The following is a 13,455-nucleotide window of genomic DNA, read 5'->3' as shown; positions in this document are numbered from 1 at the left end:
CGGGCGGTCTCGGGGCCGGCGCGGGCGGCTCAGATCATTGTTGGATGAAGCCCGGATTGCGGCCCGGCAGGCGCGGCACCACCGTGCCCCGCTTCTCGATCGGCGCGTCGCAGGCGTAGGTGAATTCGCTCTTCTGCGGATCGAACACCGTCTCGCCGGTGATCCGGCAATCCTCCCGCACGGTCTCGTCGAGATAGGCGCGGGCGGCGGTGCGGAAGCGCTTCACCCGGGTCGCGGCCGGATCGGGATCGATCCGCACCTCGCTGAGATTGCAGCCGGTGTACTCGCGCAGGGCGTTCGAGACGACGAGCATCCGGCGCACCTGCCGGTTGTCGTAGACCTCGTAGGGCTCCTTGCAGCCGATGGTGACCACCTGCGGGGTGAGCGCCACGTAGTTGCGCGAGATATACGAGAACCCGGTGGTGCAGCCGGCCAGCGCCAAGCCGACGGCCCCGGCACCGATGGGCAGAAGAGCCGCGCGTCGCATCCTCGTCATCCCAAGCCCAATTCCAGCCCAGTCTCGAAGCCGCCGGGACGATCCGCCTGCCCCGCCGACCGGGGCAAGCACCTCGGCGCATTGAAACGGCGCCGCTTGCCCAGTCAATTCGTTTGTCGCCCGAGATGCCGTTCCAGGCGTCCGCGACCGGTCATCGCTCGACTCGGCGGTGGACGGCGCGCGTGACAGGCTTTGTTGCTGCGCCAGGACGGCGGAACGATCCGACCGGGTGGCGGCGCCGTCAGTCCTCGAAGACGTCCCCGACCAGCCGACGCACGAACTGGAACGCCTCCGTCGCCCCCGCGGCGACGCGTTGCTCCCCGGCCTCCCGGAGTTCGACCCGGTCGAGGGCGGCCGTGAAAAGCCGCCAATGCAACCCGCGTCCTTCGGGATGTCCGGCAAGATGGCGCGCACCGTGGGTTTCCGACAGGCCGAGCGCCCGGGCCTCCTTGAGCAGGATGGCCGCCCCGAGATTCGAGCCCTCGGCGACGTAGAGCCAGCCCAATCCCTGCGCCGGTTCGATCGTCCCGGGATGTTCCTCGGACGCGCCGTCAGGGACGGGCGCTCCGACATCGCGCAGATCCTGCTGGATCAAGGGCAGTCGGCGCCTGCCGTCGAGATCGGGCAGGACATGGGCGAACGCGCCATCGCGATAGACTCGATCGACGACCGCATGGAACCTGTACTGGATCTGGAGGAACAGCGCGTAGCGCTCCAGGCTCGCGAACGGCTTTGCCGCCATGATGCGCCGATCAAGCTGATCATGGGCGGCCGCGGTCGCCACTCTCAGGCGCTTCACGCGGCTGCAGGTCTCGGCGATGTCGGATGATGCGGCGTCCATGCGATCTATGTCTGTCGTCCGGGCAAGGTGCCGTGGGCAGACGTGAGCGGCCCGCCGCGCCACTCTGACCGTCCCAGCCTATGGACCATTGCGGCGATTCGGGTCACCGAGGCTGGCCCGGGTTCGTGCCGATCCGGCCAGACCGGTTCTGCCATGGCGGAGCGACCGCGTCACGGCACACAACGGCCGCATCCGCACATCGCCGATCGATCAAGCTCGGCCGATCACGCTTGCGGAACACTTGCGGAACGTTTAACGTGTTCGTGATTTGTTTCCGCGACCGCATCGAAGCGGTCCTCCAAGCCGCGAGTCCCCCGTCGATGCTCACGCGCAAGCAGCTGGACCTCCTGCGTTTCATCCAGAGCCGCATGCAGGAATGTGGCGTCCCGCCCTCGTTCGACGAGATGAAGGACGCCCTCGATCTGAAGTCCAAATCGGGCATCCACCGGCTGATCACGGCCCTCGAGGAGCGCGGCTTCCTGCGCCGCTTGCCGAACCGGGCGCGCGCCATCGAGGTGATCCGCATCCCCGAGAGCCTGTCCCAGGCGGCTGCTCCACCCGCGGAGCCCCGCCGCTTCACCCCGAGCGTGGTCGAGGGCGGGAAGTCCAAGCTGCCGGCGCAGCCGGCGACCGCCCGGATGATCGACGACGGCGGCCGCGCCATCTCGATCCCCGTGATGGGCCGGATCGCGGCCGGTACGCCGGTCTCGGCGATCCAGAACCAGAGCCACGCCATCACCATGTCGCCGGACTTCCTGGCCGGCGGCGAGCATTACGCCCTCGAGGTCCGCGGCGACTCGATGGTCGATGCCGGCATCCTGGACGGTGACCTCGTGGTGATCCGCAAGCAGGATACGGCCAATACCGGCGACATCATCGTGGCGCTGATCGACGACGAGGAGGCGACGCTCAAGCGGCTCCGCCGCCGGGGCTCCTCGATCGCCCTGGAGGCCGCCAACCCGGCCTACGAGACCCGCGTGCTCGGGCCCGACCGGGTCCAGATCCAGGGCCGGCTCGTCAGCCTCGTCCGCCGCTACTGAAGGGGTTCGGCCGGCGCGTCGCCGGGCGCGGCCTCGGAACCGGCGACGTCGGCCTCGGCCGGGATCGGCTCGGAGGGCGTTACCACTTTCGGTTGTGGGACAGGCGACGGCCGCGAAGCCGGTGATGCCCGCCAAGGCACGGTACGGCCCGTGTCGCGGGTATAGCGTGCCGTGAAGCCATTCCGGTCGGCCCGGAGCGCGACGGCGCCTCGTTCGGCGAGCACCCGGCGGTCGATCACCAGCGGCCCCGTGCAGGTGGGCGGCGCCGCGAGCCGCGAGATCAGCAGGGCCGCCCGGGCGCAGTCCTCCGTGAAGGCGCGCCGGTCGCGGACCAGGGCGACGGCGCGGCCGTCCGGCAGGCTTGCGGTGCAGCCGAGCCGGTCGCACCGTCCGACAGCCGACGAAGCCTGGATCACCGCCTTCGCCGATCGCCCGTCGCCATCCGCTTTCAGCCACTGCTCCATCACGAAGGCCGAAGGATTGCCGAGGGCCCACAGGACTCCGTCCGGTCCACGCACGGCCGCACCACCGCCCTGCCGGTCGACGTACAGGTCGAATCGCTCCGGAACGACGGCGAGGCCGAGCCCGAGCAGTGCGGGCGGCAGGGCCAGCCAGCGCAGCCGCGATACCGGCAGCGTCGCCAGCAGCAGCCCTGCCGCCAGCAGCATCAGCGCGCCGGTGCCGAAGGCCGGCAGCACCAGGACGGCCCGATTGAAGCCGGCGATCCATTCGGAGATCGCCAGCATGCCGCCCACCGCCTGTCCCATCAGCCACCAGATCGGCCGGTCCAGGGCGAAGGGATAGGCCAGGATCCCGATCACCGCCGCCGGCATCACGACCAGGGAGACCAGCGGCAGGGTCAGGGCGTTGCCGATCAGCCCGAACGGCTGGACCGTCTGGAAATGGTAGGTCACGAACGGCGCCGTCGCGACCTGTGCCACCAGGGTCGTCGCGAGGGTGCCTGTCACGGCCGAGAGGCCGGTGCCGACGAACCGTTCGATCCGCCCCGCCCCGGGACGCTGGAACAGGCGTCCGTCGATGAGCCGCGCGCAGGCGATCAGCCCGGCCACCGCCCCGAACGACATCTGGAAGCTCGGTCCGAGCAGGCCCTCAGGTTCCCGCGCCAATGCTATCAGGGCGGCCAGCGCGAGGTTGCGCATGGACAGCGCCGGCCGGTCGACCAGGATCGCGCCGAGCATGATCAGCGTCATGATCAGCGAGCGCTCGGCGGCGATGTCCCAGCCCGAGAACGCGCAATAGGCGGTGACGCCCAGCATCGCGAACCCGGCGGCGATCTTCTTGATCGGCCAGACCAGCGCGCAATACGGCACCAGCGCCAAGACGGCCCGCACCAGCCAGAACACCACGCCGGCGGCCAGCACCATGTGGAGGCCCGAGATGGAAACGACGTGATAGATGCCCGCCGCCCGGAGCGCATCGTTGGCGGCCGGTCCGATCAGGCCGCGCTTGCCCGTGACCAGGGCCGCCGCCACGGCCCCCGCTTGCCCGCCCTCGGCCTGCGCGATCCGGCGTGTCAGCGCGTTGCGGGCCTCGTCCAGCAAGGCTGCCAGTCGCAGGCGCAGAGGCGGCGGGGTGGGCGGCTCTCGAACCGTGATCGCCCCGATCAGCGAGCCTACCGCGCCGAGTCCCTGAAAGTAGGCATCCCGGGCGAAATCGTAGCCGCCCGGTCGTGCCGCCTCGGGCGGCGGCAGCAACCTTGCCGTCGCGGCGATGAAGTCCCCGGGCCGCAGGGATGGCGCCTTCCGGAACGAGACCCGCACCCGAAGCGGCCTCAAAGCGGGTTCGAGCCCGGCGAAGCTCTCGACCCTGATCACCAGCCGGGCGCCGACCTCGCGCTCGTCCAGCCCCTCGATCATCCCGGTCAGCGGCCCGATTGTAGTGCGGGTGAGGATCGGCGCCGCCACCTGCGAGACCCGCCAGGTCGCCGCCGCGAAGCCCAGGAAGCCGGCTGTCAGCGCCAGGCAAAGGGCGAGTGCCCCCGGCCGCGCACCCAGGAACGGCGCCGGCGCGAGGGCGAGCGCCGCTCCGGCCAAGGGGGCGGCGAGGAACGGCGTCCCGTCGGCACACCCGAAGAAGACCAGGATCCCGGCGCCGAACGCCACCGCCAGCCACGGGAACAGGCGGCGCTGCTCGACCTCCCGGGTGAGCCCATCGGCGAGCCAGCCGCGGAGCGCCGGCATCGACACCGGGCGCGTGCCGGCCAGCGCCACCGCGCCGCCCGCCAGCCTCGCGCCGATCCGCCGCATCCGCCCCGCCCCGTGCCGGACGACTCAAGTCCCGGCCGGGGATTCTTAACGCACCCATCGGCCCGTGCTACAGCGGACGCTTCGTGCTACGGGCGCCACGCCGTGCGACGGGCGCCGCCCTGACGCCCTGCACCGCCCCGTCGCCCTTCGCCCCCGAACATATCGGCCCGATGTCCTCAGCCGTCGTCACGCGCTTCGCCCCCTCGCCCACCGGATACCTCCATATCGGCGGTGCCCGCACGGCGCTGTTCAATTGGCTGTACGCCCGCCACACCGGCGGCAAGATGCTGCTGCGCATCGAGGATACCGACCGGGAACGCTCGACCAAGGGCGCGATCGACGCGATCCTCGACGGCCTGTCCTGGCTCGGCCTCGATTGGGACGGGGACGTGGTCTTCCAGTTCGCCCGCGCCGAGCGCCATCGCGCGGTCGCCGAGGAGCTCCTGGCCGCCGGCCGCGCCTACCATTGCTACGCCTCCGCGGAGGAACTGACGCAGATGCGGGAGACCGCCCGAGCCGAGGGCCGGGCCCCGCGCTACGACGGGCGGTGGCGCGATCGCGACCCGTCCGAGGCTCCTGCCGGGGTCAGGCCGGTGATCCGGCTGCGAGCGCCCATCGAGGGCGAGACGGTGGTCGAGGATGCCGTGCAGGGGCGGGTGACCTGGGCCAACCGCGATCTCGACGACCTCGTCCTGCTGCGCTCGGACGGGACGCCGACCTACATGCTCGCCGTCGTGGTCGACGACCACGACATGGGCGTCACCCAGGTCATCCGCGGCGACGACCACCTCACCAACGCGGCCCGGCAGAGCCAGATCTTCTCTGCGCTCGGCTGGGACATCCCCAGGATGGCCCATATCCCGCTGATCCACGGCGCCGACGGGGCGAAGCTGTCGAAGCGCCACGGGGCGCTCGGGGTCGAGGCCTACCGCGACCTCGGCTACCTGCCGGAGGCGCTGCGCAACTACCTCGTGCGCCTGGGCTGGAGCCACGGCGACCAGGAGGTGTTCTCCACCGACGAGATGATCACGGCCTTCGATCTCCGCGCAGTGGGGCGCTCGGCGGCGCGGTTCGACTTCGCCAAGCTCGCCAACCTCAACGGACTCTACATCCGAGGCAGCGCCGATGCGGATCTGGTCGGCGCGCTCGAGACGATCCTGCCGAACGTCGGCCCGGAGCGCGGCCTCCCGGCGACGCTCCAGCCAGCCCTCAAGGACCAGCTGATCCAGGCCATGCCGGGCCTGAAAGAGCGGGCCAAGACACTGATCGAACTGCTCGACAGCGCCTATTACCTCACCGCCCAGCGTCCCCTGGTGCTCGACGACAAGGCCCGGACGCTCCTGTCCGACGAGGGCCGGGCGCGTCTGGCTGGGGTGCTGCCGGATCTCCAGTCGCTGCCCGAGTGGAGCGCGGCGGCGACCGAGGGTGCGGTGCGTCAGTATGCGGAGACAGCCGGGTGCAAGCTTGGGCAGGTGGCCCAGCCCCTGCGGGCCGCACTCACCGGCCGCACCACCTCCCCGCCCCTGTTCGACGTGATGGCGGTGCTCGGACGATCCGAGACCCTGGCGCGCCTCGCCGATCAGGTGCCGCAGGGCTGAGCGGGCGGGAAGGAACTGCGCGCCTCGGCCCGGATTTCGCTTGGTACCGGATTTTGCTTGGCGATGGCGGTCGGTTGTCACCGACCCCGTTGCTGCTGCACTGCCGTTTGGGTAACCCATGGCCTGTGAGCACCCGCAACATGACGCGCGGCGTGCTCCGGCCCCGGGGTCGACTCGGGCAGCCCGAGGCCGGCATCCGCCACGTCGCCAGAGAAGGGTCCACGTTCCATGAGCGCATCCAGCACCATCACCGTGGACGGCAAGGAGATCGAACTGCCGGTCAAGTCCGGCACGATCGGCCCGGACGTCATCGACATCGGCAAGCTCTACGCCAAGACCGGCGCCTTCACCTTCGATCCGGGCTTCACCTCGACGGCCTCGTGCGAATCGAAGATCACCTACATCGACGGCGATGAGGGCGTGCTGCTCTATCGCGGCTACCCGATCGAGCAACTCGCCGAGAAGGGCGACTTCCTCGAGACCTGCTACCTGATGCTGTTCGGTACGCTGCCGACCGCCGCCCAGAAGGCCGATTTCGACTATCGGGTCACGCGCCACACCATGGTGCACGACCAGATGAACCGGTTCTTCACCGGCTTCCGGCGTGACGCCCACCCCATGGCCGTGATGGTCGCCTCCGTCGGCGCGCTCTCGGCCTTCTACCACGACTCGACCGACATCACCGACGAGAGCCAGCGGCTGATCGCGTCGATCCGCATGATCGCCAAGATGCCGACGCTGGCCGCGATGGCCTACAAGTACTCTATCGGCCAGCCCTTCGTGTATCCGAAGAACGATCTGGACTATACCTCGAACTTCCTGCGGATGTGTTACGCGGTTCCGTGCGAGGATTACGAAGTCAATCCGGTCTTCGCGAAAGCCCTCGACAAGATCTTCATCCTGCACGCCGATCACGAGCAGAACGCCTCGACCTCGACCGTGCGGCTCGCCGGTTCGTCCGGCGCGAACCCGTTCGCCTGCATCGCGGCCGGCATCGCGTGCCTATGGGGGCCGGCCCATGGCGGCGCCAACGAGGCGGCGCTGAAGATGCTGATGGAGATTGGCACGCCCGAGAACGTCGGCAAGTACGTCGCGAAGGCCAAGGACAAGAACGACCCGTTCCGCCTCATGGGCTTCGGCCACCGGGTCTATAAGAACTACGATCCGCGCGCCCGGATCATGCAGAGCACCACGCACCAGGTCCTCAAGGAACTCGGCAAGACGGAGGATCCGCTGCTCCACGTCGCCATGGAACTGGAGCAGATCGCCCTCAAGGACGAGTACTTCATCGAGAAGAAGCTCTACCCGAACATCGATTTCTATTCGGGCATCACGCTCAAGGCGATGGGTTTCCCGACCGACATGTTCACTGTGCTGTTCGCGGTGGCGCGCACCGTCGGCTGGATCGCGCAATGGGCCGAGATGATCGAGGACCCGATGCAGAAGATCGGCCGTCCGCGCCAGCTCTATGTCGGCCCGGCGCAGCGCGACTACGTGCCGGTCGACGAGCGCGGCTGAGCCGAGCCATCGAACCCGAAGCGACACCGGGGGCGGCCGAAGGGCCGCCCCTCTCGCTTTGGCCGGTCCTGGCCAGCGGGGCGGTCGTCACGCTCCGCATCCCTTGTCGGCAACCCTATGATTGGCCGTCGATCCGCGCCTTCCTGGCGAAGCGAGCCATCCTTGGGGTCGAAGCGGCCGAGCCCGGCGCGCAATGCTACGCACGCACGGTCTGCATCGGCGGACGGCTCGGCATCGTCGCGGTCGCGTTCGGCGATGCCGGCCTGGACGCGACGCTCCAGGGCCTCGACGTCACGTCCGGGATCGAGGTCGCCGAGCGCCTGCGCCGCCTGTTCGATTGCGACGCCGATCCGGCCGCGATCGCGGCCTGCCTGTCCCGAGACCCTACCCTGGCCGGACTCGTGGCGGCCCGGCCAGGATTGCGGCTGCCCGGCGCGTGGGACCCGTTCGAGACCGGATGCCGGGCGATCCTCGGCCAGCAGGTCTCGGTTCAGGCCGCGATCCGGCTCGCCGGAAAGCTGGTCGCCGCATTCGGGACGCCGCTGGCAGAGCCGGCGGGCAGCCTGACCCATGTCTTCCCGACGCCGCTTCAACTGGTCGAGGCCGACGTGGCGCTCGCGCTGAACATGCCCCGCGCCCGCGGCGCAGCGATCCGGGCGCTGGCGGCCGCCGCGCTCGCGAACCCGGACCTGTTCGCCCCGGCCGGGACCCTGGAGGATGCGGTGCTGCGCTTCACGGCGATCCGCGGGATCGGCCCCTGGACCGCGCAGTACATCGCCATGCGGGCGCTCAAGCTGCCGGACGCCCTGCCGGTGGGCGACATCGGCCTTCTCCGCGCCCTCGAGACCGCCACCGGCCGTCCCAGCCCGGCCGCACTCCTCGCCCGGGCCGAGGCATGGCGCCCGTTCAGAGCCTACGCGGCCCAGCATCTCTGGGCCGCCGACGAGGTTTTTGTGCGCGAGCGATAATGCTGCCCCTCACCGCCCGAACCGCTCGAATTTCGGGAAGCTGCGCGCCATCATCAGGCCGACCTCGCCGCGGTGACCCAGCCATTTCTCGAGAACCGACGCGTTGGCGAGCCGCCCCTCGGGTGAGCCGTCCTGCCAGGGCAGACCGTCGGCCAGCCGGAAGGCGTGCGCGTCGGTGAGGCCGCCGCTGCGGCAGCGCTGGAGCCGGACGCCCTTGCCCCGGGAGAGTTCGGCCACCTCCGAGATCGGGAAGATCAGCAGCAGCTTCTCGGTGTTGACCACCGCGACGTGATCGCCGTCGGCGGGGACGAGCACCACGGCCGCCGCGTCGCCGTCGAGGCCGAGCACGCCCTTGCCCTTGCGGGTGTTGGCCACCAGCGCGTCCGACGGCGCCACGAAGCCGCGCCCATCCGAGCCCACGATCAGCAGCTTGGTCTCCGGCTTGTAGGGCAGCGCGGCCACCACCTCGGTGCCGTCGTCGAGATCGACCATCAGCCGCACCGGATCGCCGAAGCCGCGCCCGCCCGGCAGCTTCGACGCCTCGATGGTGAACACTTTACCGTTCGAGGCGAGCAGCAGGATCTTTTGAGTGGTCTCGCTCGGGAAGGCGATCTTCAGGCCGTCGTCACCCTTGAACGCCACCCCTGACAGGTCGGCGACGTGCCCCTTGAGCGCCCGGATCCAGCCCTTGTTCGAGACGATCACGGTGATCGGCTCGCGCTCGACCAAGGCTGCCGTGAAATCGATGCCGCCGACATCCGGCGGGCTCGCGAGCGTGGTGCGGCGCTTGCCCAGCTTGGTCTCCGGCCCGAAGGTTTTTTTCACGGCGCGGATCTGGGCTTGGATCGCCTTCCATTGCGCTGGCTCGGAGGCGAGCAGCGCATCGATCTCCGCCTTCTCGGCGGTGAGTGCGTCCAGTTCGCGCTTCAGCTCCATCTCTTCGAGCTTTCGCAAGGACCGGAGGCGCGTGTCGAGGATCGCGTTGGCCTGGATCTCGGTCAGCTCGAACCGGGCCATCAGGGCCGGCTTCGGCTCGTCCTCCTCGCGGATGATGCGGATCACCTCGTCGAGGTCGAGATAGACGATCAGCAGTCCGCCGAGGATCTCCAGGCGCCTGTCGATCTGCCCGAGGCGATGGCGCGAGCGGCGCTGGAGCACCACGCGGCGATGGTCGACCCATTCCCGCAGGCATTCGGTGAGCCCGATCACCTTCGGCACGAGGCCGCCGACCAGGACGTTGAGGTTGAGCGGGATGCGGGCTTCCAGCTCGGTCAGCCGGAACAGCGATTCCATCAGGATCACGGGATCGACCGTGCGCGAGCGCGGCTCCAGCACAACGCGGACGTCCTCGGCCGATTCGTCGCGTACGTCGGCCAGCAGCGGCAGCTTCTTCTCCTGGAGAAGCTCTGCCATCTTCTCGATCAGCCGGCCCTTCGGGATGCCGTACGGGATCTCGGTGACGATGATGTTCCAGGTGCCGCGGCCGAGATCCTCCTTGTGCCAGCGGGCCCGGACCCGGAAGGCGCCGCGGCCGGTCCGGTAGGCCTCGGTGATCGACTCCGCCGAATCGACCAGGATGCCGCCGGTCGGGAAGTCCGGCCCCTGGACGAAGCTGTTGAGCTGCGCTGACGTCGCCCCAGGATGGCTGATCAGGTAGAGCGCCGCGTCGCACAGCTCGGCGGCGTTGTGGGGCGGGATCGAGGTCGCCATGCCGACCGCGATGCCCTGGCTGCCGTTGGCCAGCAGGTTCGGGAAGGCCGCCGGCAGCACCACCGGCTCGTCTTTCTCGCCGTTGTAGGACGGGCGGAAATCGACCGTGTCCTCGTCGATCCCGTCGAGCAGCAGCCGCGCGACCTCGGTGAGCCGGGCCTCCGTGTAGCGGTAGGCGGCCGGGCCGTCGCCGTCGATATTGCCGAAATTGCCCTGCCCGTCGACCAGCGGATAGCGCTGCGCGAAGTCCTGAGAGAGCCGCACCAGCGCGTCGTAGATCGCCTGGTCGCCGTGTGGGTGGAAGTCACCCATCACGTCGCCGACGATCTTGGCGCATTTCTTGTGCGCGGTGTTCGGGTCGAGGCGAAGCAGCCGCATGCCGTACAGGATGCGCCGGTGCACGGGCTTCAGCCCGTCGCGGGCATCCGGCAGCGCCCGGTGCATGATCGTGGAGAGCGCATAGGCGAGGTAGCGCTCTTCCAGCGCGGATTTCAGCTCGACGCTCTCGATCCCGTCGCCGGACGGCGGCTCGAAGGGCTGGCCCATGACGGCTCCTGTCTCAGGGCAGGGCCGCCGACCGGCAGCACCGCCTCAACGCGCGATTCGTCATTCCGTGGCGCCGTCGGCGAGCCCGGAATGACGGGGTTGGTTTCAACCGGGGCTCAGTCGCCCCCGGCTCGGCCGTCTCTAGAACATAACGCGAACATTACTCGGCCTCGCGACCGAGCGCAACAAATCGTGCGCGCTCTTCCGGCGCGGCGAGGCCGCGCGGACCCCAGACGTGCCGGTCGAGGAAGTATCCCGTCAAGGTAAACCCTTGGGCAACACCGTCCGGCCCCGGGGATCCGCCCGCGTGCAGGAAGGCCGGCAGCGCCAGTAGGCGATCGCGAAACGGCTCCCCAGCCGAGGCGCTGACCGCCCGGCCGCTCTTCGGCGAGACGTAGGCCAACGCGTCGTTGCCGCCGGTCGCCGCGCAGGCAGTCAGGTCGAGGCCGAATCCGAGCTCAGACAGGATCTCCAGCTCGAACCGCACCATCAGGGGCGGCGCGACGGCCGGGTCGTCGAGGTGCTCGACCAGCACGCCGGCCGCCTCGTAGAGAGCCGGATGCGGATCCCGCTCCGGCAGGAGCCGCAGCAGCGCCGCCATGTGGCCGAGCCCGTAGAGCGCGATGCCCGACCCGATCATCCGCGAGACCTGGGATTCCAGCGGCTCCACAGTGTAGGCGCCGAGCCCCTCGTCTAGCCGCGCCCGCCAGCTCAGCCGGACCCGGTTGCCGGGCTGAAGCACTGGCTGCATGCGGCGCGAACGTCCGCCATGCACGAGGCCGAGATGGCGCCCGTGGTATTCGGTCATCGCTTCCAGAATGACGCCGGTCTCTCCGTGCCGGCGCAAGCCGAGCACGAGGGCGTCGTCGGTCCACTGCATCGAGTTCCCGTGACCGGTGGGCGTGGTGCGGGTCGGCGAACGCCGGTGATCCGCAAGAGATCTCCATATAAGCGCTCCTCGGCCGCCACGCCGCCTTTGCGCGCCGGCGGCGCAGCTTTAGCGTGGCCGTAAAGGAATCACGCCCATGCGCCGCGCCGCAGTTCCGGTTCTTGTCCTGGCCCTGACGCTCACCGGCGCGCGGGCTGCGCCCAAGGCGGCGAAGCCCGTTGCCGCGGAAGCGCCCTCCCCGGCCTTGAAGCAGCGGCTTGCCGCGCTCGCCCTGAAACAGGTCGATTTCGGTTCGGTCTCGCTGCTGCCGGTTCGCTTCGCGGGCAGCCGGCTCGCCGGGCCGATCGAGGATGGCGGGCGGACGATCTACTGCGTGTCGAGCCGGATGAGCGGCCGGACCTTCGGCAAGCCCGAGCGGCCCAAGGCGGTGATGCGCTACGCCGCCGACCGGCTGGACGTGATCGACGACGACGAGGTCTGCACCGGCCATCGCAGCCAGCCGTTCCCGGAACTGGACGCCCTCGGCAACGCGCGGTGAGCCGGCCGCGTTGATGGCCATGCCCTCGATACACGCGCGCACCCTGGACCTCAGCCTCGATCTGATCGTGCGCGCCCACGCCACCCCGGTCCCGGACGATCCGAGCGCACTCGAGCTGCTCAGCGATGCGGAGCTGCGTCCCGGCCTCGAAGCGATCACGGCCGGGCGGGAGGGGCATGACCTCTGGGTGTTCGCCTACGGGTCCCTGATGTGGCGGCCGGAATTTCCGGTGGCCGAGAGCCGGATCGGGACCGTGCGGGGCTTCCACCGCCGCTTCTGTCTGCTCCAACGGCGGTTCCGTGGCACCCCGGAGCGGCCGGGTTTCGTCCTGGCGCTGGATCGCGGCGGCCTGTGCAAGGGCGTCGTGTTCCGTCTGCCGGGGACGGAGATCCGCGAGGCGCTGATGCCGGTCTGGCGGCGGGAGATGCGCGGCCGCGGCTATGTCGCCCGTTGGCTGCCGGTGGCGACCGAGGCCGGGACCGTCTCGGCGCTGACCTTCCTGGCCAACCGAGCCAACGAGCGCTACGCGGGCCGTCTCTCGGACCCGGACATCGCTGACAAGATCGCGGCCGCCCGCGGGCATGCCGGGCCGAGCGCCGAGTACCTGTTCCGGACCGTCGAGGCTTGCGAACGGCTCGGTATCCGCGACCGCCACCTCTGGAGCCTTCAGGCCCTCGTGGCTGCGCGGCTCAAGGCCCGTGCGGCGCGGCAGTGAGCCTCAAGACCAGGCGCGCTTCATCGCGATCACCACACGGCCGCCCGCATGCTCGGTATCCGGGTTGCGCGGCTCGCGGATACCCGGCGCCCGCCCGGTGGTGAGATAGACGACGAGGGTGAGGGCGAGGAGGATCTTGGTGCGCATCGCAACGCTCAGGGTTGAGCGAGGGTGCATAGGATCGATCGGTTTTTACGAAGTTGCCGACAGGCTCACAGGCTGTGGTTGTGGGCATTTCCATGGATCGTGGTGAACGAATCGTTGCGGGCCGGCCGCGATCGTCTCGGGTAGCCCGTTCCCGCGCGACCCTGGCAGGACGCCTTAGTTCC

The 13,455-nt window shown here is 69.8% G+C and carries 12 protein-coding genes; 6 read left to right on the top strand and 6 right to left on the bottom strand.

Features of this window, described 5'->3' with window-relative positions; translation table 11 throughout:
- Positions 1-34 precede the first annotated feature (34 nt).
- Together ACYQPG_RS14490 and ACYQPG_RS14485 are read right to left on the bottom strand one after the other, a co-directional pair.
- Positions 35-487: a hypothetical protein gene (locus ACYQPG_RS14490; protein ID WP_147940489.1), complete on the bottom strand. Its 453-nt coding sequence runs from the start codon at positions 485-487 to the stop codon at positions 35-37.
- A 250-nt stretch (positions 488-737) separates the two neighbouring features.
- A complete protein-coding gene (locus ACYQPG_RS14485; RefSeq protein ID WP_419829689.1) occupies positions 738-1,337 on the bottom strand; it encodes a biliverdin-producing heme oxygenase in 600 nt (199 codons plus the stop codon).
- Between the two features lie 320 nt (positions 1,338-1,657).
- On the opposite strand from ACYQPG_RS14485, the gene lexA reads away from it, so the two are divergent.
- Positions 1,658-2,377 (top strand): transcriptional repressor LexA, encoded by a 720-nt coding sequence (gene lexA, locus ACYQPG_RS14480; RefSeq protein ID WP_147909315.1) that lies wholly within the window; start codon positions 1,658-1,660, stop codon positions 2,375-2,377.
- Here the strand turns inward: lexA and ACYQPG_RS14475 are convergent.
- A complete protein-coding gene (locus ACYQPG_RS14475; RefSeq protein ID WP_461231171.1) occupies positions 2,371-4,644 on the bottom strand; it encodes a ComEC/Rec2 family competence protein in 2,274 nt (757 codons plus the stop codon). The genes lexA and ACYQPG_RS14475 overlap by 7 nt on opposite strands.
- A gap of 170 nt (positions 4,645-4,814) precedes the next feature.
- Here ACYQPG_RS14475 and gltX point away from each other — a divergent pair, with 170 nt between their 5' ends.
- The 3 genes from gltX to ACYQPG_RS14460 all read left to right on the top strand — a co-directional run bounded on the left by gltX (position 4,815) and on the right by ACYQPG_RS14460 (position 8,728).
- Complete coding sequence (gltX, locus tag ACYQPG_RS14470) at positions 4,815-6,242, top strand: glutamate--tRNA ligase (RefSeq protein ID WP_419829687.1); 1,428 nt, start codon at positions 4,815-4,817, stop codon at positions 6,240-6,242.
- Positions 6,243-6,470: 228 nt separating this feature from the next.
- Positions 6,471-7,760, top strand: a complete 1,290-nt coding sequence (gltA, locus tag ACYQPG_RS14465; protein ID WP_147909312.1) for a citrate synthase — start codon at positions 6,471-6,473, stop codon at positions 7,758-7,760.
- Entirely contained in the window at positions 7,655-8,728 is a 1,074-nt protein-coding gene (locus tag ACYQPG_RS14460; RefSeq protein WP_419829686.1) for a DNA-3-methyladenine glycosylase family protein, read from the top strand. The genes gltA and ACYQPG_RS14460 overlap by 106 nt, the downstream gene beginning before the upstream one ends.
- 9 nt (positions 8,729-8,737) lie before the next feature.
- Here the strand turns inward: ACYQPG_RS14460 and parC are convergent, their stop codons facing one another.
- On the bottom strand, positions 8,738-10,984 hold the full coding sequence (parC, locus tag ACYQPG_RS14455; RefSeq protein WP_419829685.1) for a DNA topoisomerase IV subunit A: 2,247 nt from the start codon (positions 10,982-10,984) through the stop codon (positions 8,738-8,740).
- Positions 10,985-11,144: 160 nt separating this feature from the next.
- A complete protein-coding gene (gene recO, locus ACYQPG_RS14450; RefSeq protein WP_461231170.1) occupies positions 11,145-11,864 on the bottom strand; it encodes a DNA repair protein RecO in 720 nt (239 codons plus the stop codon).
- Positions 11,865-12,009: 145 nt separating this feature from the next.
- Here recO and ACYQPG_RS14445 point away from each other — a divergent pair, with 145 nt between their 5' ends.
- Entirely contained in the window at positions 12,010-12,411 is a 402-nt protein-coding gene (locus tag ACYQPG_RS14445) for a hypothetical protein (protein WP_419829683.1), read from the top strand.
- A 19-nt stretch (positions 12,412-12,430) separates the two neighbouring features.
- Complete coding sequence (locus ACYQPG_RS14440; protein WP_419829682.1) at positions 12,431-13,126, top strand: gamma-glutamylcyclotransferase; 696 nt, start codon at positions 12,431-12,433, stop codon at positions 13,124-13,126.
- A gap of 3 nt (positions 13,127-13,129) precedes the next feature.
- Here ACYQPG_RS14440 and ACYQPG_RS14435 read toward each other — a convergent pair whose 3' ends face one another.
- Positions 13,130-13,273, bottom strand: coding sequence for a hypothetical protein (locus ACYQPG_RS14435; protein ID WP_162886512.1), 144 nt, complete (start codon positions 13,271-13,273; stop codon positions 13,130-13,132).
- Positions 13,274-13,455: the final 182 nt, after the last annotated feature.

This window comes from Methylobacterium sp. CM6246, assembly GCF_054818005.1.
This window is presented reverse-complemented; position numbering and strand designations above follow the sequence as displayed.

Excerpts from the sequence above, each read along its gene's own strand:
- recO (WP_461231170.1), bottom strand. The coding sequence starts at position 11,864 with ATGCAGTGGACCGACGACGCCCTCGTGCTCGGCTTGCGCCGGCACGGA.
- ACYQPG_RS14490 (WP_147940489.1), bottom strand. The coding sequence starts at position 487 with ATGCGACGCGCGGCTCTTCTGCCCATCGGTGCCGGGGCCGTCGGCTTG.
- gltA (WP_147909312.1), top strand. The coding sequence starts at position 6,471 with ATGAGCGCATCCAGCACCATCACCGTGGACGGCAAGGAGATCGAACTG.
- ACYQPG_RS14445 (WP_419829683.1), top strand. The coding sequence starts at position 12,010 with ATGCGCCGCGCCGCAGTTCCGGTTCTTGTCCTGGCCCTGACGCTCACC.
- gltX (WP_419829687.1), top strand. The coding sequence starts at position 4,815 with ATGTCCTCAGCCGTCGTCACGCGCTTCGCCCCCTCGCCCACCGGATAC.
- ACYQPG_RS14475 (WP_461231171.1), bottom strand. The coding sequence starts at position 4,644 with ATGCGGCGGATCGGCGCGAGGCTGGCGGGCGGCGCGGTGGCGCTGGCC.
- ACYQPG_RS14485 (WP_419829689.1), bottom strand. The coding sequence starts at position 1,337 with ATGGACGCCGCATCATCCGACATCGCCGAGACCTGCAGCCGCGTGAAG.
- ACYQPG_RS14460 (WP_419829686.1), top strand. The coding sequence starts at position 7,655 with ATGGGCCGAGATGATCGAGGACCCGATGCAGAAGATCGGCCGTCCGCG.
- lexA (WP_147909315.1), top strand. The coding sequence starts at position 1,658 with ATGCTCACGCGCAAGCAGCTGGACCTCCTGCGTTTCATCCAGAGCCGC.
- parC (WP_419829685.1), bottom strand. The coding sequence starts at position 10,984 with ATGGGCCAGCCCTTCGAGCCGCCGTCCGGCGACGGGATCGAGAGCGTC.
- ACYQPG_RS14435 (WP_162886512.1), bottom strand. The coding sequence starts at position 13,273 with ATGCGCACCAAGATCCTCCTCGCCCTCACCCTCGTCGTCTATCTCACC.
- ACYQPG_RS14440 (WP_419829682.1), top strand. The coding sequence starts at position 12,431 with ATGCCCTCGATACACGCGCGCACCCTGGACCTCAGCCTCGATCTGATC.